A 22926-nucleotide genomic window follows, 5' to 3' on the forward strand; every position below is an offset into this window, starting at 1 on the left:
CATCCGCTGAGGACTTCTCTGTGGGTGTACCCGAATCTTCTCTAGGGGAGAGACACCATGACATACGAAGCACCGAAGATCATCGAGGCGGGTCGGTTCAATGACCTGACGCTCGGAAGCACGACCGACTGGGACAACGCGGACAACTCGTGGTTCTGGCCGACATCGCCGGCTGGCTCGCGCTGAGCAATCCGACCATGTGGGTGGGCATCCTGCTGGTTGCCCACCCACATTCATGTCTAAGAGATCCATGACTCAACACGAGCCCGTCCTCGACGGCATCTGCGGGCGCTTCGACCGGCTGGTCGGCGAAGAGCTGAGCGTCGGGCTGCCCGTGGCGCACCCCCTCAGTACGAACCCAATCCAACTCAACTATCAAGACCCACGCTCAGTCCTCGAGGACATAGTCGGACAGGCTATTCGGGCTGAGCGCGTCTACGTCCTGTTCTCCGGCGGAAGAGACTCCTCCGCCATATTGGCACTCGCCGTTCATGCCGCTCGTGCAGCGGGGGCAGACGACCCCGTGCCCGTGACCGTTCAGCACAGAGGTGACCGGAATTCGGACGAGTCGGAATGGCAGGACATCGTTCTCGACCACTTGTCCGTTCATGATCGGATCATCCTGGAATTCGAGGGCGATCAGACCCTTCTGGCGCCGGCCACCCAGGACTCCCTGAGGCGCCACGGCCTGATTTGGCCGGAAGCGCTTCAACTTCACGGTGCCATTTATGAGCGGCTCACACCAGGGACCCTCTTGTCGGGCGAAGGTGGCGACATGGTGATAGCCGCGCGTCGCGCGAGGCCGTTCGTCGAGGCCGTTCGCACTGGCCACCCTCGCCGAGCGATGCGACTGCTCGGACCGACTGCTTTCCCGGGCCGGCGAATCACGGGAGGGAGCGGCCTTCCTTGGCTCACTGACCGAGGACGGTCGCTTGTCTTCGATGCATTCCGACAGTGGGAACGGGAGCCGCTCCACGCCGGACGAGGCATCCGTCAACACATGCGGCTCCCCACGATGTACGTCGGCGAGCGGAACTTCGTAGCGGTCGCCGGCGAGTTCGGCCTCCGGTCCGTCAACCCGTTCTTTCACCCCAAGTTCATCGGTGCCCTCGCACGCGAGGGCGGCGCTCTTGGTCTGGGAGATCGCACTGCCATGATGCGGCGCCTGTTCGCGGACATCCTGCCCGACCGCGTCCTGGCCAGGACGACGAAGGCGTCGTTCAATAACACTCGCTGGGGCGTTCGTGAGGACGAGTTCGCCAGGACCTGGGACGGCCAGGGCGTCGATCACGAGTACGTCCGACCGGATGTCTTGCAGGCGTCCTGGTTGCGTGGAGAGTGGGCGGGCACCGCGTTCCAACTCCACGCGGCGTGGCTCGCACATAACCGACTACCGTTTGTACCCGATGGCACTTAGACATCGCATTCGGACCGTCCTCGCCTATCCGCCGCGACGTTGGGTTGATCTCGTTACGGCGATGGCAGTGGCCGCCCGTGTCGAAGCGGCATTGAGACGCGGTGGTGTTGACCGTGCGGCGAAGATTGGGCACCTGCGTGTTGGCCTGGATGGAGCCGCTGCGCCTGTTGCGCTCGTCACCGACGTCGCGTTGAGTGACCGCGAACTCGAGAAGCTCGATGTGGCGTGGCGGGTGCTCCGACAGCGACCCTTCAACGGAACCTGTCTCCGTAGGGCAATCGTCGGGGGATACTTCCTTCGGGACCGCGACCCTGTCCTTCGGGTCGGCGTGACGAAGTCCAGCGGCAAAGTCGCCGCTCACGCCTGGGTGGAAGTCGATGGAGTCGGGCTCGATCCCGACGGATCAGACAAGTATCCGGTTCTGCGAAGCCCGATGGAGACAGCGACGTGACGACCAACCTTTATGGCCTCGGCATCGACGCCGACTTCGACCTTCACGATGCGGGAGCGGTCACCCCGGCACCTCCTGACGTCGTGGTCACCTCCAAGGAGCCGTTTACGAACTGGTCTCCGCTGCCTAAGACGGATCCGCTGCTCGATTTCGCACGAGGCGAGGACCACTGGTACACGCTTGTCAGAGGTTCTGACGGTACGTATCACTTCCGCGTGCCTACGGTGTGTGATTACACGATTCAGCCCGACCTGCGTACGGTTTTGCTCGCGATGCACGTCGATGCGCCGTCCGGGATGGACGGCGTGATGACGACTGGAGCGCTTCTAGCACTCATGCTCTATCTACGCGGCACGACCGTATTCCATGGGAGCGCAGTGGACGTCAGCGGCCGGGGTGTCGGTTTCGTGGGGCACTCGGGTCAAGGTAAGACCACGTTGGCGACACTGTTCTGCGTGGAGGGCGCTTCCGTCGTCACTGATGACGTACTCGTGGTAGACGACATCGTTTCGGCGCCGGCCATCCGACGTGGTTCACGCGAGCTTCGATTGCGACCTGGTATCGACCAGCTCGCCTCGCAGATCAGCGATGCGCGAATCCGGACAAGCGCTGACGAACGTCAGGTGATTGCACCTCGACAGACCGCCGCGCCCAGCGTTCCGCTTGCGGCCATCGTCATCCCGAACCCGACTCGTGACGGCTCGCCGATGCGCTTCGAGCGCCTGAAGCCACGTGATGCAGCCCTCGCCCTCCTCTCGTTCCCACGTCTGATGGGATGGCGCGATGATCGCGTTCTCGCGACCATGCTGGCGGACGCCTCGGCGCTTGCCCGTCGGGTCCCCGTCGTGGTCGGGCACATACCCTGGGGGCCGCCGTTTCCCGAGTCTGTGACCGAATCGCTCTTCGAATACCTCGACATCTCGGAGACCGGGGAATGAGCCCAGACCTCCGGCCGCTGTCACGCCTCCTCATAGAAAGTGCGGCAGCTTGTGATGGTCCACTGCCGGTCGACGTGGCGAAAGCGAACCTAGGCGAACTCATTCGTGCCGGCTCCCTTCACCGGATCAATCCAGCTATCTGGCGGCGGATTGCGGAGAGGCAAGGGGTTCCACCGGAATGGTCGGAGCGGCTCAAGGCCACGCGTCAACAGCAGATCTTCCGCCATCTACAAGCTCTGCATGATCTGGGCGCCATCGTTCCTGCTTTCGAGGCGAGAGGCGTGCGTTGGGCCGTGGCCAAGGGGCCGGTACTGGCCGATGTGGTCTGGCCTCACCCCGACATGCGGGAGTACACCGATCTGGATGTCTTCGTGCATCCCGCGGACTTCGCCATCGCACTCGAGACACTGGAGCGCCTTCAGTTCGTGCTCGTGGATCGCAACTGGCCTGAGATCCATCGGCTTGGACGCGCCGAGCTGGCGATGCGCGGGCCTTCCGGGTTCCCACTCGATCTGCACTGGGATATCGCCGTCGCGTTGCGGTCGCGCCGTGCGTTCCCCACAGACCTTCCTGGCATGCTCTCTCGCCGGAGATCGGTGAGCATGGGCAACGGCCTGGAGGTTCCGACCCTGGATCCGACCGACACCGTCTTGCATACCGCGTACCACGCAGCGCAGGCCGGCGCGAATCGCCTGATGTGGATCGCAGACATCCACTACGCGGCACGCGCTTCCGGTGTCGACTGGGAGGCATTCGACATCCGTGCCGCGCAAGCGAACATGACGACGATGGCGGCTGTCGTACTGGGGCGCGTCGAGCGCACCTTCGGCGAACGATTCCCCGTCAGCGAGTCGCTTCGCCACACGATGCAGCGGTCGTTGGCGGGCCGGATCGCGGCTTATCGCGAGAGCAGGCATCCATTCCCGGGACTCCCTGGCGACAGTTCACTTTCCGGCACGGAGTACTCGAGCGCCAGGGACAGTGCCGCCCTTACCGCCTTCACAGTGCTTGCGCAGTGGGTGGAGGTACGTCAGATCGAGGCTCGGGTACGCCGGCAGGGCACAATGCCGAACCCGCTCGATGAGGACATACCGGACATGGACGCGCGGCGCGAGTACTTGTCGGCGGTGGCGCGAGCGGCGTGAGCGAGGTGGTTGGCGCATCCGACGGAAGCAGACGATACGGGGGACCGCTAGCCCGATGCCCCAAACAGGGGGAACCCGTTGTCTGCCGTGCTCGCCTAGAGTGAAAGGGCTGCAGCCGTGACCCGAAGACGGCTGGGGGAGTGCGCTCATGCTGAATGAAGCGGTGGCGAGCGTCGCCGTACTCGATGACGAACCGTGGCGTTCCGCTGCGGTCGCGCACGTTGCGGACCTCGCCGACGGCATCGCAGAGGTGACCATCGATGTACCGTCGTGGCCCGGTCATCGTGCCGGCCAGTACGTCGACGTGCGTCTTCCCGGCGCGAGCCGCTGGGAGCGCCCGCACAGCTACTCGATTGCGAACCCTCCCTCGCGGGAGTCCTCGACCCGGATCGCCCTGGCTGTTCCGGCCCAAGCGGTCGCCGATATCCCGATCGGTACCGGACTCCACGTGGACGGTCCGAAGGGGGAGCGCATGGCCTGGACCCCGGGAGACACCGACTTCAGACCGCTCCTGCTGATCGGCGGAGGCACCGGGATCGTTCCGCTGATGGCCATCGCCGAGACGTGGCTTCTGCAGCGGCAAAGGGGTCCGCTGCAGATCATCCACTCCGTCAGATCCCTCGAGCGACGCCTTTACGGGTCACGGCTCGACGTGATCGGCGGCCAGGGGGACGCCGAGGTCGCCACCATCATCACGGGCGATGGGACGGAATCCGGGCTGCGCGGGCGTGGCGGTGGGCGTCTCAGCGCCCTCGACCTCGAGCTCTTCGGGCTTCCGCCTTCAGCTGAACCGGAGTGCTTCGTGTGCGGGCCGGCATCGTTCGTCGAGTCCGTGACACGCATGCTCGTACAGACCAAACACCCGGCCGCACGCATCCGCACGGAATGGGAAGTCTCGCTCGAGGATCAGAGCTGATGCGAGTCGGAGTCGATGCCCAGCCGATCGGCGAGGTCGCCGACGCGATGTCGAGTCACGGCGACCGGTACCTGAACCGCCTCTTCACGGAGCAGGAGATCGCCGCCTGCGGCGGGCGCGAGGGGCGCGTGGCCGCGGCGAGTCTTGCCGCCCGGTTCGCAGCCAAGGAAGCGACCCTCAAAGCACTCCGCGTCACGGACCGAGTACCGGGTTGGCAAGAGATCGAAGTGGTCAGCGAACAGTCCGGGCCCGTGGGGCTTCGGCTGTCCGGGCTCGCCGGCGAACTCGCCGCGGAAGCCGGACTCACCGAGTTCGAAGTCTCGTTGACACACGCATCCGATCTTGCGATAGCCGTGGTGATCGCCGCGTGATCGCGGGCACATGCTGCCCCTTAAGGAGGGGTGGGAGAGCCCTCTTCGCCGCTGCTGACAGCGGATACCATGAGGAAAGTCTGAGAACGGCGCCAGCCGTGGAAAGTGCACGCCATGGAAGAAACCATTCGTAAGGTCCTCGCTGATTACGCAAAGCTGCCGGTCGACATCGCCGATGTCGACCGCAACGCGGATCTCTACTCGCTGGGCCTGACTTCTCACGCCAGCGTCAACGTGATGCTCGGACTGGAAGACGCGTTCGATGTGGAGTTTCCCGATGCGCTTCTGAGGAAGGACACGTTCCAGTCCATCGCCGATATCGCCGAGGCACTCAGCGGCCTCGTCGACCCAGCGTCTGTCTGAGGCCGGCATGTCGATTGAAGCCACGCTCGACCTGAAGGATGTCGCGCGCACCATCGGCGAACAGGTGGCCGGACCGAACGCCGCCGACGTGGATGCCACGGGCCGTTTCCCGCGTGAATCGATCGACGCGTTCCGAGACGCGGGGCTGCTGCGCGCGCTGATCTCCGAGGACGAGGGCGGGCTCGGCGCCAGCGTAGACGACGTCGCCGATGCGGTGACCGAACTCGGCCGTTGGTGCGCGTCGTCGGGAATGATCCTGGCCATGCACTCGATCCAGGTCGCCTGTCTCGTTCGTCACGGCGACTCCTCGGCGTTCGCGAACTATCGGCGGCGCGTCGCGAACGAAGGACTCTTACTCGCTTCCGCGACAACGGAAGTGGGTATCGGAGGAGACGTGCGTAGCAGCACCTGCGCGGTGGAGGCGGACGGCGACGGATACCGGCTGCGCAAGCAGGCGCCTGTCATCTCATACGGCGAGTACGCAGACGCCATCCTGGCCACAGCTCGACGTACCCCGGAGAGCGCCGCGAGCGATCAAGTACTCGTCGTCTGCGAGAAGGACGGCTATACGCTCGAGCGCACCACCGACTGGGACGCCCTCGGATTCCGTGGCACGTGCAGCTCGGGCTTCGTATTAGAGGCCCGCGGAAGCTTCGATCGGGTCTTCGCGACTCCCTACGGCGACATGTCCAGCCAGACGATGCTTCCCGTTTCTCACATCCTGTGGTCGTCACTGTGGCTCGGCATGGCCTCTGAAGCGGATGCCCGTGCGCGGCGGTTCGTCCAGGGCGCCGCGCGCAAGACTCCCGGGGTGGTGCCGCCCAGCGCCATGCGTCTGGCCGAGCTTGCGCTCACGATGCAGCAGCTGCACGACCTCGTACACGGAGCGCGTGGTCGCTTCCGCGCGGCTGACCGGGATCCCGATCTGGGCGCATCCATCGGCTACGCCACTTCGATGAACTCCCTCAAGGTAGCCGCATCTGGCTTGCTGATCGAGGTGATTCAGAAGGCGCTGCTCATCTGCGGAATGGCCGGCTACGCGAACGCTTCGCCCTTCACCCTCGGTCGGCTGCTGCGTGACGCGTATGGGGCGCAGCTCATGGTCAACAACGACCGCATCAACGCGAACAACGCGCAACTGCTCCTCGTACAGAGGGAGCGCTGATGGCCGAGCTCAGCGAGGCGGTGCAGGCCGAACGGGCAGCCTTCCGTTCGGAACTGCTCGACGCCGGGGTACTGGTCAGCGGCGGTGTCGACGGGCTCTATCAGCGATCCGGCGACTTCGAGCACGTTGTGCGCGGCATCGAGAGCCTCGCCTCACGAGCATCCGGCGGCGGAGGCGGTCCGAAGTACTACTTCCCACCGATCATGGCGGTCGAAGCGTTCGAGAAGACCGACTATCTGAGATCGTTTCCCGACCTGATCGGTGCGATCGAGATCTTCCGTGGGGGCGACGCCGAGCACGCGGCCCTGTTGCGCATAGCCGACTCTGGAGGCGACTGGACCGAGGCGCTCACCCCGGCTGAGGTGGCGCTGTGCTCGGCGGCCTGCCATCCGTTGTATGGAACGCTCCCCTCGAACGTTCCCGCAGAGGGATGGCGATACGAGGTACAGGGCTACTGCTTCCGCCACGAGCCGAGCATCGATCCGGTGCGAATGCAGAGCTTCCGCCAGCACGAGTTCGTGTTCATCGGTGACCCGGCGGGTGCGCTGGAGCATCGGGACACGTGGCTGGAACGCGGCTTCGAGCTGCTCTCCGGCCTCGGTCTCGACGTGCAGATCGAAGAGGCGAACGACCCGTTCTTCGGCCGTGCCGGACGGATGCTCGCGGCAAACCAACGCGCCACCGCACTGAAGTTCGAGATCACCTGCCCGGTCAGCTCTGTCGAGGTGCGCACGGCGATCACGTCGGCGAACTGTCACGAGTCGCACTTCGGAGACTCGTTCGACCTCCGCACACCGGATGCGGCGCACGCTCATTCCGCTTGCATCGGATTCGGCCTCGAACGCATCGCTCTCGCGCTCTTCAAACGGTATGGAACCGCGCTCGACGGTTGGCCGGCGCACGTGAGGAATTCGCTGTGGCCCTGACGCAGGTACTCGACCTCGACGCCGCGACCTACGAGCCGCACCTGTTGCACCGCTCGGAGCGCACCTGGGGCGAGACGAACTGCTATGTCGACATCTGGATCGAGGTGCTGCACGCGCTCGGCCTGGAACCGTTGGCCGCCGCGTCGTTCGCACTCGCCACGGACTTCGAGGGCGACCAGTGGACGTTCTTCAAGTTCCTTCCCGACGACCTGCGGCGGCTGTACGGCATTCGCGTGTTCGAAATGAACCCGTGGCGCCCCGTCGTCGACCACGTCATCGAGCACCTCGCCTCCGGGCGACTGATTACGGTCGAGGTGGACTCATGGTATCTGCCCGACACCGCAGGCGTCTCGTATCGCATCGAGCACACGAAGACCACGATCGTCCCGAACGCGATCGACCCGGATCGCCGGTGGCTCGGATACTTCCACGGACCCTCCTACTTCGAGCTGGAGGGCGAGGACTTCGACGGCGTGCTCCGGCTGGGCGACACAGCGCAAGTCGATGCGCTACCACCGTACGTCGAGACCGTTCGCCTGGACCGGCTCGTTCGACCGGCGGAAGGCGAGCTCGCTGCCCTCTCCAGACGCATGCTCCAGGAACAGATCGCGGTCATGCCTTCGGAGAACCCGATGCCACGATTCAAGGCGCGTCTCGACGCCGACCTGCCATGGCTTCGAAGCGCCGGGATCGACGGTTTCCATCAGTGGGCTTTCGGCACGTTCCGGCAGTGCGGTGCCAGCGCCGAGGTCGGCGCCGCGCATCTCGCCTGGCTGCAGGAGCACTCGGCAGCGATGAACATGGATGCCGCGATCGAGGCCCTCAACGACATTGCGCATGACTGCAAGTCCCTTGAGTTCGCTCTCGCGCGGCTCGCGCGTGGACGCGACGTGGACATCGCTCCGACCTTCGATGCCATGGCGAATGCCTGGGCCCGAGTTCGCGACACGCTGACCGCGCACCATGGCCTCTGAGCCGGCCGGAGCGGGTGCGCGCGAACCTGATCTGCTTCGCGATGCCGTCTGGAAGTTCGCGTCCTGCCGGCCCGGCGAGATCTCGTCGCCCGAACAGGCGATGGACTTGCAGTGGGCGCAAGCGCCGGTGCCCGGAACAGTGGCGTCGGCGCTGCTCCAGGCAGGAAGACGCTGGGACGAAGCCGACATCGATGGGCTCGACTGGTGGTACCAGACCGGATTCCCGGCCCGCGCGGGCGAACGCGCAGAGCTCGTGCTCGAGGGTCTGGCGGTGTCCGCCGAGGTGTGGCTGAACGGGGGCCTCGTCGCATCGACAGCAGACATGTTCGTCACCGATCGCGTTCGGTTGGAAGGACTCGCGGAGCAGAACCGTCTCGCCATCCGGTTCCGCAGTCTGTCGGCCGAGCTTTCCGGTCGGCGTCCGAGACCTCGCTGGCGGGTCGCACGGCTGGCCGATGGGAACCTGCGCTGGACACGGGCGTCGCTGTTGGGCCGGCTGAAGGGTGCGGTGCCTGTTCCGCCCATCGTCGGCCCGTGGCGGCCCGTGCGTCTGGTGCCTGTCGCCGAGGTGCGCATCACAAGGCGCCGGCTCGTTGCGGTGCCGACCGGGGATGGTTCCGGAGTGCTCGACGCTCAGCTCGAGCTCCGCGGCGACATCGAGGAGGCGGACCTGGCTGCAGCGCGGTTGCGGGTTGCCGGTTCCGACGCGCCCGTTGCGGCCGAGTTCGACGCCGAGAGCGCTACCTGGTCGGTGCGGGCATCCGTGTCCCTGGACGACGTGCGATTGTGGTGGCCGCATAGCCTTGGCGAGCAGCGGCTCTACGAGGTCGAGCTGAGCCTCGGCGCACGACAACTTTCCGTGGGCCGCGTCGGGTTCCGCACGATTGTGGTCGACGAGTCGGATGGCGGATTCCGTTTCGTGGTAAACGGTGTGCCCATCTTCGTCGGCGGGTCGTGCTGGATGCCTCTCGACCCGATCGGATTGCGGGAGGACCGCGAATCCCTCCGAGCTGCGATTCAGCAGGTCGTCGACGGCAACCAGCGGATGCTCCGGGTGTCCGGCGACACCGTGTACGAGTGCGATGCGTTCTACGAGCTCTGCGATGAGCTGGGCGTCATGGTGTGGCAGGACTGCATGCTGGCCTTCGCGGACCCGCCGGACGACCTCGAATGGGAGTGCCTCTTCCTGCGAGAGGTGCGACAGAACCTCGACAGGCTCTCCGGGCACCCGTCGATCGCACTGGTAAGCGGTGGAAGCGAGATCGCACAGCAGGCCGCGTACGCGGGTGTCGCACTGGATGCCGGTCTGCCGTTGCTGACAGAGCGCTTGCCGGTTGTGGTGAAGGAGTGCCTCGGCAAGGTCCCCTTCCTGCCGACGTCGCCCTGGGGAGGAGACGTGCCGACGCGTCCGGATTCCGGTGTCTCGCACTACTACGGAGTCGGCGCCTATCTCCGTGCACCTGAGGACGCCCGACTGGCTCGCCCCCGGTTCGCGGCGGAATGTCTTGCGTTCGCCATCCCACCTGGGCGGCAGACGGTCGAGCGATACTTCGGCAACGCTGCGGCAGCCGGCCACGCACCCGAATGGAAGCGCGCCGTCTTCCGTGACGCGGGGGCATCGTGGGACTTCGAGGATGTCCGTGACCACTATGTGCGCGAACTGTTCGGCGTCGAGCCGCTCACCGTGCGTTACGCCGACCCCGACCGTTACCTGGATCTGGGGCGTGCCGCCGTCGCCCACCTTGTCGGGAGAACGTTCGCCGAGTGGCGTCGTACGGAGTCGCCGTCGAGCGGCGGGCTGGTGTTCTACCTGCGCGACAGTCTGCCGGGCGCGGGCATGGGCCTGATCGACTCCACCGGCCTTCCGAAAGAGGCGTGGCACGCGATGCGGAGGGCGCTCGCCCCGGTCGCCGTCTCGCTCTCCGACGAGGGCCTCAACGGCCTGGTAGCGCACGTGCACAACGACACTCCTACGGCGATGGATGCCACGCTGCGGGTCGAGCTGTTCGTGGACGGTGAGCTGATGGTCGACAGTGCGGAGCGATCGTTGTCGATTCCTCCGCGGTCCTCCGCGGAGGTGGGGGTGGACGCGCTCTTCGACGGCTTCCGCGACCTTTCGTGGGCCCATCGGTTCGGTCCCATTGCCCACGACGTGATCTCCGCGACACTCCTCGACGAGGCGGGGCACGTGATCGGCAGGACGTGCCAGCTGCCCGGCGGTCTCGGTCGTCCGCTCGAGCGCGATCTGGGGCTCGCTGTCGAGGTACGCCGGGCCGATGAATCTAGTGCCGAGCTCGAGGTGTCGAGTAGGCGATTCGCGCAGTTCGTCACTGTCGCGGTCCCGGGATGGATCGCAGACGATACGGCGTTCGAGCTCGCACCGGGAAGCACGGCTCTCGTGCGGCTGCGCCCGATCGAGCGCGGAGCGCGGCTCGTCGGCACCGTGCGAGCCTTGAACGGCAATCAGCTCGCGTTTCGGGAAGTGCGGGGATGACCGCGACCGAGGGGTTGCGCCACGACGGCATCGTGGAGTCCGCGAGCTGGTTCGGGCCGGACGACCGCCCCTTGTTCGGCTGGTTCGTGTATCCGGAATCGCTGCGCATCCGTGGCGCTGTCGTGCTCTGCCAGCCGTTGGCCGAGGAAGGCAACATGGCCTACCGCACCTTCCGTCGGCTGTCGCAACGGCTGGCATCCGTCGGCTTTCTCGCGCTGCGCTTCGACTACGACGGCACCGGTGACAGTGCGGGCTCCTTCGAGGACCCGGGCCGTCGAGAGGCCTGGCTCGCCTCCGTGCGGCATGCGGTGGCGGCCGTGCGGGCGTGGAACGCGGAGAGCGTCAGTATCGTCGGCATGCGGCTGGGAGCGACCCTTGCCTACCGTGCGGCGGCTGACGGCGACCTCGACCTAGACGAGCTGGTGCTGTGGGATCCATGCGCAGCAGGCAGAACGTTCCTGCGCGAATGGCAGCTCGTGCACGCACCGTGGCTGGAAGGGCGCCAGCGCGCGCCTGAAGGCTGGGTGGAGACGCCATCGTATCGCTTCACTCCAGATGCCGCTGCCGAGGTTCGCGGGCTCGCGATGACAGACCCGCCCGAGGTTGCGACACTAGCTCGGCGCACCATCGTGCTGACGCGCCCGGACCGCAAGGTGTCGCCGGTCTTACGCGAAGCGCTCCCGACGGAGCAGGCGGCGTGGATGGATGCCGTAGACCAGGACCTCCTGCTCGATGTTCCGACGCTTGTCGCAGCTGTACCGTCGACCACCTTGCAAGCAGTGGTCGACGACCTGGACTCCGCGCTACCCCGAACGGAAGTCGCGCTCCAGCCGAGGCAGCGTACCTGCGCGACGTGGACGGAGGGAGGCATCCGGATCTCCGAAGAGGCCGGATGGTACGGATCGCGACGCGACCTCTTCGGGATGAGCACAACGGCGGCATCCGGTGATGGGATCCTGCCACGTGTCTTGACGATCGGTGTCGCCGCGGAACGGCATCTCGGGGAGGGCCGCAGCTGGGTTCGGATCGGGCGCCAAGCTGCCGGTACCGGGTTCGTCTCGATCCGACTCGATCACAGTGGCGTGGGGGATAGTGCGACGCGACCCGGGCACGACGACGACGAGATCTACAACGAGGACTGGTTGGGCGACATCCCCGATGTCGCGCGTGGGCTGTCCGAGAAGGCGCGCCCAGATGTCATAGCGGTCGGCCTCTGCTCGTCCGGATCAAGCGCACTGGAGGCACTGGGAGCCGGTGCGGTGCGAGAGGCCATCGTCACGAACGTGGTCTTCACTGTGGATGCCGACACCAGACTGCCGGCGGCATGGGCGACGTTCCGGCGCATGCCGCGATGGCTCACTGATCTGCAGGTAAAACATCGCCGGGCGGCGACGGGCCTGTGGCGCGCATCCAGTGCCGTGGATCCTCGCAGAGCCGGTCTCTGGCACGTCCGCAACAGCATCCGAGCCGGGGGAGAGGCCACGCTTCTCGTGGGCGACGACGACGTGTCGCAGGTCACGATGAACCGGTTCTGGACCGGTACCTGGGGTCGGGTGCTCCGACGATCGGGGCGATTCCGTATGGTCCACGTGCCCGACGCCGACCATTCGCTCCGGGTCAGCGCGGGACAGGATGAGGTGGTTCAGGCTGTCGTCCGCAGGTTAGACGCGATCGCAGCGGACGGCCCTAGGTAGCGCTGGTCAGCGCTTCCTAGGGCGGTCAGCGCTTGGTCGCCACCACGTGGAAGAATCCGCGTTCGGATTCCGGCGTTGTGCGGTCGACCGGCATCCCTGCATCATCGATCAGCGACTCGACCTCGAACCCGTGCTCTTCCATCTCTCTACGTGCGGCATCCGGAGTGATGTAGTGCACGAGCAGGCCGAACTCGTGCGCGCCCAGTGGGTGAAGCGCCCAGTCGCCATGATCCTCAGACTGCTCCTTGAGTCTCTTCCAGTTGGTGAGCTCTCGGCGGTAACGAGACAGGTTCGATGGAAGATGACCGGCGTACGAGACGACTTTGCGGAGCACGCTGCGGCCGTCGCGTACGCCGGAATGGTGCCCCGGAACCGTCCGAAAATCGCGGCCCGTCTTGTCCAAGGTGGAGTACATGAGGATTCCGCCGGGCACGAGTACTCGGTAGAACTCCGATAACGCCAACTGACGGTCGGCGTGGTCCAGCGCATCGATGCCGTTGAAGCTGAACATGACGAAGTCGAACGACTCGCTTTCGAAGTCGTGGAGGTCCCGGGCGTCCCCTTCCCGCATGTCCAGGCCCGGATGATTCCGCCGGGCGGCTTCGACCATCTCTGTGGTGTAGTCGATCCCCACGTAGTCATCGCTGATCAGCGAGAGCAGCCATGCCGTTCGTCCGGCGCCCACACCGACGTCGAGGAGGCGCCGTCCCCGCAGCCGGGGTGCGAGGCGGTTGAGGATGTCGCGCTCGCCTCTATCCGTCCAGGAATCCGCCGCGACGAATTCATGGACGTGCCTCGACCACGTCGGGCGATTCACCGCGTCGAGCTTGTTCAGAACCTGGTTCGAGGTCACGATCCGTGCGTCCCTTCGAAGACCACGCCGGCCGGAGCGTGCGTGGGGGTGGAACCCTCAATAATGGCGGTCAGCGTGCCGTCAGTCTAAGCCGAGACCTGCTCATCTTCGCCTCCCCTTCTCGGGTGACGACGCTCTCCGAAAGAGAATGCGGGTCAGTGCGCGCGGTAAAGGCTCTCATACTGGTCCACGATGCGCTCCAGCGAGAATGTCTTAGCCCTGCGCAAGCCGGAACGACTCAACTCAGCCGATCGTTCATCGTCAGCGAGCAACTCTCGCAGCACCTGGCCGAGCCGGTCGAGCGGCGCCAGCACACCAGCACGACCGTCGTCCGTTACGTAGCGTGCTCCAATGTTAGGGGTCGCGACGACGGGAACCCCCGATGCCATGGCTTCCGCATACGGGATGCCGAAACCTTCATAATCCGAGGGCAGGCAGAACAGCCACGCACGCTGGTATGCCTCGACGAGCTCGGCATCGCTGAGCCCCCCGAGAACGTGGATGCCTTCCCCGGGATCGGCGGGAGCGTCTCGACAGACCATCTCGAGACGAGCATCCGGAACCGCGGGAAGGACATACTGTTGGAAGGCCTCTGCCAGATCTCCGCCTCGCTTGCGGTTGCCCCACGTGCCGACGAAAAGGATGGTCGGCTTCTTCGCTCGCCGGGATGGATCGGGCCGGAACCGCCTATCGTCGACACCGTTCGGGATGACCCGCCGGACCCACGGCGTCCACCGCCGGGTGCGTGGTGAGACGACGACCGTGCGATCCGCCACGAGGCTCGCGAGCACCTCGCTGAAGCCCAACGCGACCATGCGGAGCCTCTCGCCGAATCCCTTGATGTGCAGGGCCTCTTCGAAACAGGAGCCGTGGATCGTGCGGATGTGGCGGGGCACGCGCCGCTTCCACAGCCAGTAGTCGTCGCCATGCGCGTGCAGCACGTCGTACGAGGAGAAGTCCACCTTGCGCAGCTCGAGCGCGAAACGGAAGGTGCGCATAGGTCCCGACAGCGCGATGCGGCGGTGCCCGTATATCGCGCCCTCCACCGGTGGGCATTCGCTGAAGACGTCGACGTGGTGTCCCCGCCGTGTCAGTTCCGTGGCGAGTTCGTGTACCTGATACCCGACGCCGATCTTGCTGCCGCTCGGGAGATAGTACGAGATGACCGCGATGCGCATCGGGCGCTCGTTCACAGTGCTCATGCCGGTGAGAGCCCGCGCTGCAACGTGGCGAGCCACTCGCGCCCGTGCTCGAGGTCGGGCTCGAGGTAATTTCCTTCCGCCCACTCGTTCCACGACTTGATCCAGAGCAGGCGCTCTTCGGCAGGCCGCCCATCGAGCGCCGAGACGGCGTGCTTGAGGTTCTGGGCGAACTTGGTCGGCTCCGATCCGTGGAGCGCGAGGCCGCGAGCGCCGGAGCGGGGCGTGTTGTCCCAGTTCGGATACACGCTGGGCTGCAGCATCGGGTCGTCGCGCACGGGATCCCAGGGCGAGGCATCCGTCGAGTATGGGTAGACCTCTGGACCGCCGAGCTTGCGGCGCACGCGCATCCGGAGCACGTCGGCTCGATCCTGGCGCGCCGGAAGACGCACGTAGACGCCAGCGTCGAATCCGTCGGTGGCGACGGTCGTATAGCGAGGCCCGCGTCCGAGCAGGTCGCTCACCTCGGCGACGAGGTAGAGGCCGTCGAGGCCGGCCGCGCGCGCCATCGACTGCCATCGGTCGACGAACTCGGCCGCGTTCGGAAGCTCTTCCGGACGGAACACGTAGAAGATCGGACGGCCGCCAACCCGGAGGTACCTGGCATCCGTGAAGGCGGGAAGGATCGCATTGAAGTGCGCCTGATCGTCCTCGGGCCCCGGATAGGTCTGTTGCCGCAGCACGCGGTTCTCAGCGCCGTGCCAGATCCCGGTCCACGTCTGGTTCGCCCAGCCGAGACAGAACGAGATCGACGGCTCGCCGGATGCCAGCACCTCGGTGAACGGGCGCTCGAGGATGCGGGAGCCCTTGCCGAACCAGTAGTGCCAATAGCAGAAGGCCTCGACGCCGTACTCGAGGGCGAGCTCGCTCTGGGCGTGCCGGGACTCCGGAAGGCGCAGATCGTAGAAACCGAGATCCGCGGGAAGGTGGGGCTGATTGTGTCCGTGGTAGAGCGGTCGCGCCTTAGCGGCATTCGTCCACTCGGTGAAGCCGGGGCCCCACCATTCGCTGTTCTCAGGAATCGGGTGGAACTGTGGCAGATAGAAAGCGATCGCTCGAGCCACACTGTCGCTCATGAGGAGACGAGCAGCTTCTTGTCGGCGAGCTGTTCGAGGAAGTCGACGGTGTCGGCGGCAGCGACGTCATCGGCGATGTCGAACTCCTTGGCGAGCGCGGTAGCAAGTTCCTGTTCGGTGCGCTCTTCGATGAGGAGCTTGGCCAGGAATGCACCGGAGCCGTTCGTCGTGAGGTACATCGACGACTGCAGGTCGAGGATGACGAGTTCGCCATCGATCTCCTGCCAGGTGATCCCCTCGGTGCGCAGTCTCACGTTGTCGTCTCCAAGTCTTCGGGTTCCGGTCTTCGGGTTCGCCGGCCCTGGCGTTCGGGTCGTCCCACCAAGATATCGGCCATCGGCGGCATCTACGCCGTCCCGGTATGCCCCAAAGCGCGGGTCCAGGATGCCTGCACCACCCCGGCACTCTTGCGCACGTCGAAGCGTTCACGGGCACTCAAACGTGCGTTCTCGGCCATCGACGCGCGCTCTGTCGGATGGTCGAGCATCCACACCATCGCGTGCTGCAGCGCATCGACGTCACCGGGCGTCACGAGGAGGCCGAGTCGCGTGCGCGTCACTCCAGGCGAAACCTCCTCCTCCTCACCGTCGCTGGCGTCCAGGATCTCCGGCACGCCGCCGGCATCCGTCCCGATCACCGGGACGCCCGTCAGCATCGCCTCCACCAGCACCTGCCCGAACGGTTCGGGGACGGGTGACGCGTGCACGAGCGCCGTCAGCTTTCGCAGTTCGGTGGTGGGATCATCCACCCAGCCCGTGAAGGTCACCCGGTCGGCGATGCCGAGTGATTCGGGTAGCGCGCGGATGCCACTGGCGAACGCAGCGTCGTTGAAGAGCGCGTCCCCGATGACCATGAAGTGGGCGTGCGCGTGGACGGGGGATACCCTCGCCGCTGCGCGCAGGAACTCGTCCTGTCCCTTCGTGGGTGCGATGCGTCCGAGAAGTCCGAACATCGGGTGCCCGTTTTCGCCGACGGCTGCGGGCTCCGGTGGCTTGTGATTCGGCCCGACCTCGATACCGGGATACGCCACGACGACGCGCTCGCCGGGAAGCGTGGGAAGTGTTCGCCGCGTGGATTCCGAGTTCGCGACGATCGAGCGTGGCCCTATCCCCGCGAGCGCCCGCATTGCCTGCGCGAGTCGCTTCGGCAGATAGTCCGGCGCCAGGCGGTCGTGCAGATGCCACACCCATCGTCGTCCGGACAATGGGGCGGCGATCGAGGTGAGCACCGCGGCCTTCAACGTGTTGGCTACGACGAGGTCGGCGCGCGCCCCCCGGATCGCACGCACAATTCTCGGAACCAGGCTCAGCGTGCGCCAGGCGTTCGTGAGCGTCGCAACGAGTGACGCCGTGGCCTGGTCCCGCCCGGCCGTTGTCAGACTCTCGGATGCGCGGATGACGGCAAAGCGGATGCCGGACCCGCGTAGCAGTTCGCAGAGCGGTCCGTCGGCCAGGAGAAGGACTCGCACGTCGAAGCGCACCGGATCGATGGCGCCTAGAAGCCTCGCCATGGCGACCTCGGCGCCGCCGAGCTGCGCGGTGTGGTCGATGACGAGGATGCGATGGGGCCGCGGCACTTCTCCCCTTTCTGCAGGATGGGGCGCTTGCGGGCCCTGATCGCGATCGACTCACACGAATCGCTTCGCGTACCCGAGCTTGTAGTGGAGGTCGCGCGAACGATCCCGGATATATCGCGCCGGATTGCCACCGACCAGCGTGTAAGGGGCGACGTCCTTGGTCACCACCGCTCCAGCCGCGACAACGGCTCCTTGGCCAACCGTCACGCCTGGAAGGATGATCGCGTGGCTGGACACCCAAGCGTGATCACCAATCGTCACCGGGCCGCCCACTTCGGCGAAGTCGGGCGAATCGACATCATGCTGGCGCGTGTAGATGGTGACGTGACTGCCTAGATTGACTGACTCGCCGATTGTGAGACCGCTTCGCCCGTCGAGAAAGCTCGAGTCCCCGATCGTGCAGTGAGGACCGATCGCGATGCGTTCCGGCGCGTAGAACTCTGCTCGCCAATGAATGCTAGACGAGCGATCCATCGTGAGGCCCGCTCGCCGATAGAAGAACCCGCGGACCCTATGCGACGGGAAGTACCCGAGATCGGTCAGGAGCCGGAGCCGTAGGTCCGACCAAACGTCCCTGTACCAGCGCGCGGCGTGCACGATGGGGCCCGGTGCGTACCGTTTCGCGGTCTCGCGCAGCGTGCCCATTTCGAGTCCATTCGCTAGGTGAGTCATCGTCAATCTAGTTGAATGGTCAGACGCGGGGCCAGCGTGACGCCTCCCGCGACCCGACAGGAGCGGAGCTGCATGGTGCCCAGACGAATTGGCGCCTACGTCTTGCCTGGCGACCCTGTCTGGCTTGAGAAGACGCTCGCCCAGTACTACGACATCGTCGATGTGCTGGTCGTGCCGATGCCGGTAAGCGGCCGGGGCTGGAACGGCACAACCATACCGGTGCATGAGGTCGAGGGGATTGTGCGTCGAGTGGACGTGCGGGGGATCGTCCGGATCGTCTCAGGGGATTGGGTCGATCCAGAGCGGCCGATGCACGCCGACACATCCCAGCGACAGGCAGCACTCCTAGCACTCGCCGACGAGGGTGTCGACTGGGTGGTCCAATTGGACAACGACGAATTCTTGCCCGATTGCGCTGCTCTTCTCGACGTGCTCTACGAGGCCGAGAAGCGCGGCCTGGAATCCGTGGAGTGGCCGATGCGCGTGCTCTACCGGCGAACTTCGTCGTACGTCTTCGAAGTCGTTGCGGACGACGGCGGGCCGCGTTACGAGTACCCGGGAGCGATCGCGGTGCGTCCGTCAGCCAGGCTGGTCGATGCGCGAAGGGCAGAGGGAGAATACCTTCGTGTCACCGTTCGTGGCGACGAACGATCGCTGCAACTTCGGCGACCGACCGCGCCTCTGGAGCACCGCTTCGCTGCCATCGGGCACGAACAGGCGATCGTGCACAATTCCTGGGCGCGGTCACCGCGCCGAATAGGTGCGAAGCTTCGGAGCTGGGGTCATTCTGGCGACTTCCATCGTGCTTATTACTATTGGGTGATCTGGTGGCCGGCACCTCTCACGTGGCGCTTTCTGCGAGACTTCCACCCGTTTTCCAGAGGGCTCTGGCCACGATTGGCGCGACGGAAGTCGACCGGTGCTCTCGGCGACTGATCCGCTCGCCAGCAGCGTCCGTCACATCGTGGTCGTGCTCTCGTGGAACGGCAAGACCGACACGCTCGCGTGCGTCGAGTCCCTCGTGACCGGCTCACCTGAAGTGACGCCGCTCGTAATCGACAACGGATCGTTCGATGGCGTGATCGAGGCGGTCAACGAACGCTTTCCGGGGGTCGTCACACATCAGAACGGGCGGAATCTCGGGTTCGCAGGCGGAATGAACTCCGGTATTGCGGTCGCGATGGACCACGACGCCGAGTGGATCACCGTGCTCAACAACGACACCATCGTGCCCGCGGGCGTGTTTGCGGCGATGCGTGAAGTCGCGGGGGATGACGGTGCAGCCAGTCCCGAGATCTACTACCTTGACGAGCCCGATCGGCTGTGGTTTGCGGGCGGGGCGGTCGAAGACGGCTTCCCCCACCATTTGGGCGCCGATGAGCTCCCGCTGTGCAGCGACGGAGTACGGATCACGGAGTTGATGGCTGGTTGCTGCGTCACCGCCTCGCGTTCCACCTGGCTCCGTGTCGGAATGTTCGATGAGCGTTACTTTCTGAACTTCGAGGACTCCGAGTGGAGCATGCGAGCGCACCAGCGCAGTGTTGCTCTGCGTGTTGCATGCAATGTGCGGATCGCGCACTCCGTTTCCGCCTCCTTCAGCGGAGCGGCAGCGACGCTGGGCACGTTCTATTACACGCGTAATGGGCTGCTGTTCAATCGAACGGTGGGCGGAACATACCGCTCTCGCGTCCGATTCCTGCGCAGGCGGGTGCTGACGGGCATCCGGACGCAGAGTTGGAAGGCGAGGGTTCGTACGGTCATCGTTGTGGGATGGGCGATCGCCGCATACGCGGTCGGTCGTTACGGTCCGGCACCGCACCCTTTACAGCGTCTAGCGGCAAGCTGGAATCGGTGAGTCACCGAAACGGTGGGCGCCTCATAGGGGAGCGGCGAACCGGTGAGGCTCCGCGAGTCAACGGTGTTCGTGGACACGCGCAGCTTTGCGAGAGCGGAGCTTTGCGCCCAGTTGGGTCACCAAGAAGCGGGCCAAGTCGTGAAGTGGCATCCTGGCGAGCGCTGCAAAGCCGAGAACGAACACGGACGGCAGCGTGGCGGCACGCGCTACTCCAAGGAGAAGATGTCGATACAACGGTCCGGCGTTTTCATGAAGCGTGCCGACACCGAATCGCGCGGCCACATTCGCAGCGATGTATCCGAGCGCAACCTGTGCATCGGAATGCGACAGCGAGTTCGGCCGTACGCGGTACAGCACAAGTGGCGAGCCGATAACTAGCACAGGGCCGAACCTCGCCATGGATACGTTCAGCATGTAGTCGTCCGAGAGGTCGCTCCAGACGGCACAACCATCTGCGGTCGCGTATGCGTTTCGCCTGTAACAGACACTCGTCGCGGCAAAGACGATGTCCGATGATGCCGCGCCGACTCCTCGCGGTCGTCGACCAAAGCGAAACCTCGCACGTCGCTCGCGATTGCTATGGCATCGGGACGACGGGCAGCGAGGTCGAGTACGGACCTACCCGATCGCGGTGCCACAAGTCGTCGGAGTCGCAGAGTCCGACCCAGACCGCGCTGCATTGTGGGCCGGAATGATGACAGAGATGCCGTCGTCAGATGACATCCGCGAATCCCCGCTCGTGGCTCTGGAAGATGACGATGCCGCCGAAGAAAACGATCAGTGCCGTGACGGGCAGTGCCACGAGTTGCCACACGGACGGCATGGGCTGGCCAAGCGTCGACCAGCGAACCACCTCCATGAGCCACGTCAGCGGGTTCAGCTCGAACAGCCACTTCAGGTTCTGCGGTACAGCAGACAGCGAATAGGCGATCGGTGTTGCATAGAGGAGGATCTGCAGAATCCACGGCAGCACGTATGTGACATCACGGTACTTGACCGTGATGGCGGACGCCGCCGCACCGATACCGCACGCGAGCAGCAACGCGAGGAGCAGCCAGACAGGCGTGAGAACCACGGGCCATCCGGGGTTCACGCGCATCAAGAAGAGCAAGACGATGTACATCGCGAAGGCCACGACGAAGTCGATCAGCACGGAGATCACGCTCGAGAGCGGAACGACCAGTCGAGGGAAGAAGACCTTTGACACGAGCGCCTGGTTGGCTACCAACGAGGACGCAGAGCGGCTCACGACGTTGTTGAAGACGTTCCAGGCGAGCATGCCGGCGAAGCTGAACAGAAAGTAGGGCACGCCTCCCGTGGGGAGCTTTGCCACCTGACCGAACACGATCGAGAAGATGCCGGCGGCGACAAGCGGCTGTAGTACGACCCAGGCGACTCCGACCGCGGTCTGCCGGTAGCGGAGAACGATGTCACGAACTCCGAAGCGCCAGAGCACTTCGCGAGCCTCCCAGAGCTCTCGCCAGGGCGGAAGGTTCAGACGGCCGGGGGGGCGGATCAGAATGCGGCTCACGGCTCGGCCTCGAAGCTGAAATCGGCCAGCACGACACCGTGCGACATCGCTTCGTCCGAAGTGAGCTCCGGGTACGGAGACGACGGGAGCACCTCGAAGGTGTCGGCGCCCTCCCAGTAGTCCATGACGCCGGCCTGGCAGACGAAGAGGTCGACGAAATACCGGCCTGGCTTCAACCACAGGGACTTCACGATAAGCGAGCTCTTCTGCGGCCTCGCCGGATCGAACCACGCGCCGACCAGACGGGAATCGCACTGCACGATGGTGTTCCCGTCCGCATCGTTGATGTGGCACGAGATGAAGTACTTTCCGATTACGTCAGAGTTGGATCCGACTTCGAACTCGATGACGATGTCGTCGATCGGATCCTGCGACTGGTCTGCCACTCGCGCTCCCGCGAACCTCAGCTGACCGGTTCCCGGGCGTTTCGACGCCTCGCGCTGCTCCAGCTGGAACGTCTCGAACGTGCTCCGATAGCGCTCCATCGCGCCGTCGACGTCTCCGAAGTACGTGAGGCTTCCCTGCTCCAGGAACATTGCGGACGTGCAGAGCGAGGTGACGGTGCTCGCCTGATGGCTGACGTAGAGCACCGTGCGTCCGCTGCGAGCAACCTCGCGCATCTTGGCCAGCGACTTCGCCTGGAACTCCGCGTCGCCCACCGCCAGCACCTCGTCGATGGCGAGAATCTCGGTCTCGAGGTGAGCGGCGACGGAGAACGCGAGCCTCACGTACATGCCGGATGAGTAACGCTTCACCTGGGTGTCGAGGAACTTCGCGACTCCCGAGAACTCGACGATCTCGTCGAAGCGTCGCTTGATCTCCTTGCGACTCATGCCCAGCAGCGATCCGTTGAGATAGATGTTCTCCCTGCCCGTCAGTTCCGGGTGGAAGCCGGTGCCCACTTCGAGCAGGCTCCCGACGCGGCCGCCGAGATCGATCAGGCCGGCGCTCGGCGCAGCGATCCTCGTCAGGAGCTTCAACAGCGTGCTCTTACCTGCGCCGTTGCGGCCGATGATGCCAACGGCCTCGCCCCAGGGAATGTCGAACGTGACGTCGTCGATCGCGGAGAACGTCGTGTAGTCCGCACGGCGGAAGGGGTGACGCATCCGCTCCAGCACGGCTTCTGTGATCCGATTGTTGTTCGCGGCCCCGCGCGCAATGCGGTAGGTCTTCGTCAGGTGCTCGACGCTGATGGCGGTGTCGCGCATGGTCCGCTTCTCCCGCTGATCTGAACACGCCGGCCGACGGCACGACCGTTCGATGGTAGCAGCAGGCCTTCACCGGCATACGGCCTGAGGCACCCCCACATC

At 65.2% G+C, this 22926-nt stretch carries 23 protein-coding genes; 15 read left to right on the forward strand and 8 right to left on the reverse strand.

Annotated features, from left to right (window positions below; genetic code table 11):
- Window positions 1-57 precede the first annotated feature (57 nt).
- From ACYVI5_RS00925 to ACYVI5_RS00985, 13 genes are all read left to right on the forward strand, one after another.
- Window positions 58-186, forward strand: a complete 129-nt coding sequence (locus ACYVI5_RS00925; protein WP_460578616.1) for a lasso RiPP family leader peptide-containing protein — start codon at window positions 58-60, stop codon at window positions 184-186.
- Between the two features lie 64 nt (window positions 187-250).
- Window positions 251-1417: an asparagine synthase-related protein gene (locus ACYVI5_RS00930; RefSeq protein ID WP_460578819.1), complete on the forward strand. Its 1167-nt coding sequence runs from the start codon at window positions 251-253 to the stop codon at window positions 1415-1417.
- 61 nt (window positions 1418-1478) lie between these two features.
- The gene (locus ACYVI5_RS00935) at window positions 1479-1868 is read left to right on the forward strand and encodes a lasso peptide biosynthesis B2 protein (RefSeq protein WP_460578617.1); all 390 of its coding nucleotides are present in this window, start codon (window positions 1479-1481) and stop codon (window positions 1866-1868) included.
- The gene (locus ACYVI5_RS00940; RefSeq protein WP_460578618.1) at window positions 1865-2806 is read left to right on the forward strand and encodes a hypothetical protein; all 942 of its coding nucleotides are present in this window, start codon (window positions 1865-1867) and stop codon (window positions 2804-2806) included. The genes ACYVI5_RS00935 and ACYVI5_RS00940 overlap by 4 nt, the downstream gene beginning before the upstream one ends.
- Window positions 2803-3951, forward strand: a complete 1149-nt coding sequence (locus ACYVI5_RS00945; RefSeq protein WP_460578619.1) for a nucleotidyltransferase family protein — start codon at window positions 2803-2805, stop codon at window positions 3949-3951. Before ACYVI5_RS00940 ends, ACYVI5_RS00945 begins: the two co-directional genes overlap by 4 nt.
- Window positions 3952-4099: 148 nt before the next feature.
- Complete coding sequence (locus tag ACYVI5_RS00950; RefSeq protein ID WP_460578620.1) at window positions 4100-4867, forward strand: FAD-dependent oxidoreductase; 768 nt, start codon at window positions 4100-4102, stop codon at window positions 4865-4867.
- Entirely contained in the window at window positions 4867-5238 is a 372-nt protein-coding gene (locus ACYVI5_RS00955) for a holo-ACP synthase (RefSeq protein WP_460578621.1), read from the forward strand. The genes ACYVI5_RS00950 and ACYVI5_RS00955 overlap by 1 nt, the downstream gene beginning before the upstream one ends.
- 114 nt (window positions 5239-5352) lie before the next feature.
- Window positions 5353-5601, forward strand: a complete 249-nt coding sequence (locus ACYVI5_RS00960; RefSeq protein ID WP_460578622.1) for an acyl carrier protein — start codon at window positions 5353-5355, stop codon at window positions 5599-5601.
- 7 nt (window positions 5602-5608) lie between these two features.
- Complete coding sequence (locus ACYVI5_RS00965) at window positions 5609-6766, forward strand: acyl-CoA dehydrogenase family protein (RefSeq protein WP_460578623.1); 1158 nt, start codon at window positions 5609-5611, stop codon at window positions 6764-6766.
- A complete protein-coding gene (locus ACYVI5_RS00970) occupies window positions 6766-7692 on the forward strand; it encodes a class-II aminoacyl-tRNA synthetase family protein (protein WP_460578624.1) in 927 nt (308 codons plus the stop codon). Before ACYVI5_RS00965 ends, ACYVI5_RS00970 begins: the two co-directional genes overlap by 1 nt.
- On the forward strand, window positions 7683-8666 hold the full coding sequence (locus ACYVI5_RS00975; protein WP_460578625.1) for a DUF1839 family protein: 984 nt from the start codon (window positions 7683-7685) through the stop codon (window positions 8664-8666). Before ACYVI5_RS00970 ends, ACYVI5_RS00975 begins: the two co-directional genes overlap by 10 nt.
- Entirely contained in the window at window positions 8656-11160 is a 2505-nt protein-coding gene (locus tag ACYVI5_RS00980; protein ID WP_460578626.1) for a glycoside hydrolase family 2 protein, read from the forward strand. Before ACYVI5_RS00975 ends, ACYVI5_RS00980 begins: the two co-directional genes overlap by 11 nt.
- Window positions 11157-12854 carry a hypothetical protein gene (locus ACYVI5_RS00985; protein ID WP_460578627.1) on the forward strand — a complete coding sequence of 566 codons (1698 nt, stop codon included), beginning with the start codon at window positions 11157-11159 and terminating at the stop codon, window positions 12852-12854. The genes ACYVI5_RS00980 and ACYVI5_RS00985 overlap by 4 nt, the downstream gene beginning before the upstream one ends.
- Before the next feature lie 25 nt (window positions 12855-12879).
- Here ACYVI5_RS00985 and ACYVI5_RS00990 read toward each other — a convergent pair whose 3' ends face one another.
- The 6 genes from ACYVI5_RS00990 to ACYVI5_RS01015 all read right to left on the reverse strand — a co-directional run bounded on the left by ACYVI5_RS00990 (window position 12880) and on the right by ACYVI5_RS01015 (window position 18230).
- Complete coding sequence (locus ACYVI5_RS00990) at window positions 12880-13707, reverse strand: class I SAM-dependent methyltransferase (protein ID WP_460578628.1); 828 nt, start codon at window positions 13705-13707, stop codon at window positions 12880-12882.
- Window positions 13708-13862: 155 nt separating this feature from the next.
- Window positions 13863-14909 carry a glycosyltransferase family 4 protein gene (locus ACYVI5_RS00995; protein ID WP_460578629.1) on the reverse strand — a complete coding sequence of 349 codons (1047 nt, stop codon included), beginning with the start codon at window positions 14907-14909 and terminating at the stop codon, window positions 13863-13865.
- Complete coding sequence (locus ACYVI5_RS01000; RefSeq protein ID WP_460578630.1) at window positions 14906-15982, reverse strand: glycosyltransferase WbsX family protein; 1077 nt, start codon at window positions 15980-15982, stop codon at window positions 14906-14908. The genes ACYVI5_RS00995 and ACYVI5_RS01000 overlap by 4 nt, the downstream gene beginning before the upstream one ends.
- Window positions 15979-16236, reverse strand: a complete 258-nt coding sequence (locus ACYVI5_RS01005; protein ID WP_460578631.1) for a PqqD family protein — start codon at window positions 16234-16236, stop codon at window positions 15979-15981. The genes ACYVI5_RS01000 and ACYVI5_RS01005 overlap by 4 nt, the downstream gene beginning before the upstream one ends.
- A gap of 92 nt (window positions 16237-16328) precedes the next feature.
- Complete coding sequence (locus ACYVI5_RS01010) at window positions 16329-17558, reverse strand: glycosyltransferase family 4 protein (RefSeq protein WP_460578632.1); 1230 nt, start codon at window positions 17556-17558, stop codon at window positions 16329-16331.
- A 51-nt stretch (window positions 17559-17609) separates the two neighbouring features.
- Window positions 17610-18230 (reverse strand): acyltransferase, encoded by a 621-nt coding sequence (locus ACYVI5_RS01015; RefSeq protein WP_460578820.1) that lies wholly within the window; start codon window positions 18228-18230, stop codon window positions 17610-17612.
- Between the two features lie 72 nt (window positions 18231-18302).
- Here ACYVI5_RS01015 and ACYVI5_RS01020 point away from each other — a divergent pair, with 72 nt between their 5' ends.
- Entirely contained in the window at window positions 18303-19166 is an 864-nt protein-coding gene (locus ACYVI5_RS01020; RefSeq protein WP_460578633.1) for a hypothetical protein, read from the forward strand.
- Window positions 19150-20085, forward strand: a complete 936-nt coding sequence (locus tag ACYVI5_RS01025) for a glycosyltransferase family protein (RefSeq protein WP_460578634.1) — start codon at window positions 19150-19152, stop codon at window positions 20083-20085. The genes ACYVI5_RS01020 and ACYVI5_RS01025 overlap by 17 nt, the downstream gene beginning before the upstream one ends.
- Before the next feature lie 712 nt (window positions 20086-20797).
- Here the strand turns inward: ACYVI5_RS01025 and ACYVI5_RS01030 are convergent.
- Window positions 20798-21616: an ABC transporter permease gene (locus ACYVI5_RS01030; protein WP_460578635.1), complete on the reverse strand. Its 819-nt coding sequence runs from the start codon at window positions 21614-21616 to the stop codon at window positions 20798-20800.
- Window positions 21613-22824 carry an ABC transporter ATP-binding protein gene (locus ACYVI5_RS01035; RefSeq protein WP_460578636.1) on the reverse strand — a complete coding sequence of 404 codons (1212 nt, stop codon included), beginning with the start codon at window positions 22822-22824 and terminating at the stop codon, window positions 21613-21615. The genes ACYVI5_RS01030 and ACYVI5_RS01035 overlap by 4 nt, the downstream gene beginning before the upstream one ends.
- Window positions 22825-22926 lie beyond the last annotated feature (102 nt).

Source organism: Humibacter ginsengisoli (genome assembly GCF_054780095.1).

What these genes read in the sequence shown, in the direction of transcription:
- ACYVI5_RS00925 (WP_460578616.1), top strand. Translation starts at nt 58, where the DNA reads ATGACATACGAAGCACCGAAGATCATCGAGGCGGGTCGGTTCAATGAC.
- ACYVI5_RS00930 (WP_460578819.1), top strand. Translation starts at nt 251, where the DNA reads ATGACTCAACACGAGCCCGTCCTCGACGGCATCTGCGGGCGCTTCGAC.
- ACYVI5_RS00935 (WP_460578617.1), top strand. Translation starts at nt 1,479, where the DNA reads ATGGCAGTGGCCGCCCGTGTCGAAGCGGCATTGAGACGCGGTGGTGTT.
- ACYVI5_RS00945 (WP_460578619.1), top strand. Translation starts at nt 2,803, where the DNA reads ATGAGCCCAGACCTCCGGCCGCTGTCACGCCTCCTCATAGAAAGTGCG.
- ACYVI5_RS00950 (WP_460578620.1), top strand. Translation starts at nt 4,100, where the DNA reads ATGCTGAATGAAGCGGTGGCGAGCGTCGCCGTACTCGATGACGAACCG.
- ACYVI5_RS00955 (WP_460578621.1), top strand. Translation starts at nt 4,867, where the DNA reads ATGCGAGTCGGAGTCGATGCCCAGCCGATCGGCGAGGTCGCCGACGCG.
- ACYVI5_RS00960 (WP_460578622.1), top strand. Translation starts at nt 5,353, where the DNA reads ATGGAAGAAACCATTCGTAAGGTCCTCGCTGATTACGCAAAGCTGCCG.
- ACYVI5_RS00965 (WP_460578623.1), top strand. Translation starts at nt 5,609, where the DNA reads ATGTCGATTGAAGCCACGCTCGACCTGAAGGATGTCGCGCGCACCATC.
- ACYVI5_RS00970 (WP_460578624.1), top strand. Translation starts at nt 6,766, where the DNA reads ATGGCCGAGCTCAGCGAGGCGGTGCAGGCCGAACGGGCAGCCTTCCGT.
- ACYVI5_RS00980 (WP_460578626.1), top strand. Translation starts at nt 8,656, where the DNA reads ATGGCCTCTGAGCCGGCCGGAGCGGGTGCGCGCGAACCTGATCTGCTT.
- ACYVI5_RS00985 (WP_460578627.1), top strand. Translation starts at nt 11,157, where the DNA reads ATGACCGCGACCGAGGGGTTGCGCCACGACGGCATCGTGGAGTCCGCG.
- ACYVI5_RS00995 (WP_460578629.1), bottom strand. Translation starts at nt 14,909, where the DNA reads ATGAGCACTGTGAACGAGCGCCCGATGCGCATCGCGGTCATCTCGTAC.
- ACYVI5_RS01000 (WP_460578630.1), bottom strand. Translation starts at nt 15,982, where the DNA reads ATGAGCGACAGTGTGGCTCGAGCGATCGCTTTCTATCTGCCACAGTTC.
- ACYVI5_RS01015 (WP_460578820.1), bottom strand. Translation starts at nt 18,230, where the DNA reads ATGACTCACCTAGCGAATGGACTCGAAATGGGCACGCTGCGCGAGACC.
- ACYVI5_RS01020 (WP_460578633.1), top strand. Translation starts at nt 18,303, where the DNA reads ATGGTGCCCAGACGAATTGGCGCCTACGTCTTGCCTGGCGACCCTGTC.
- ACYVI5_RS01035 (WP_460578636.1), bottom strand. Translation starts at nt 22,824, where the DNA reads ATGCGCGACACCGCCATCAGCGTCGAGCACCTGACGAAGACCTACCGC.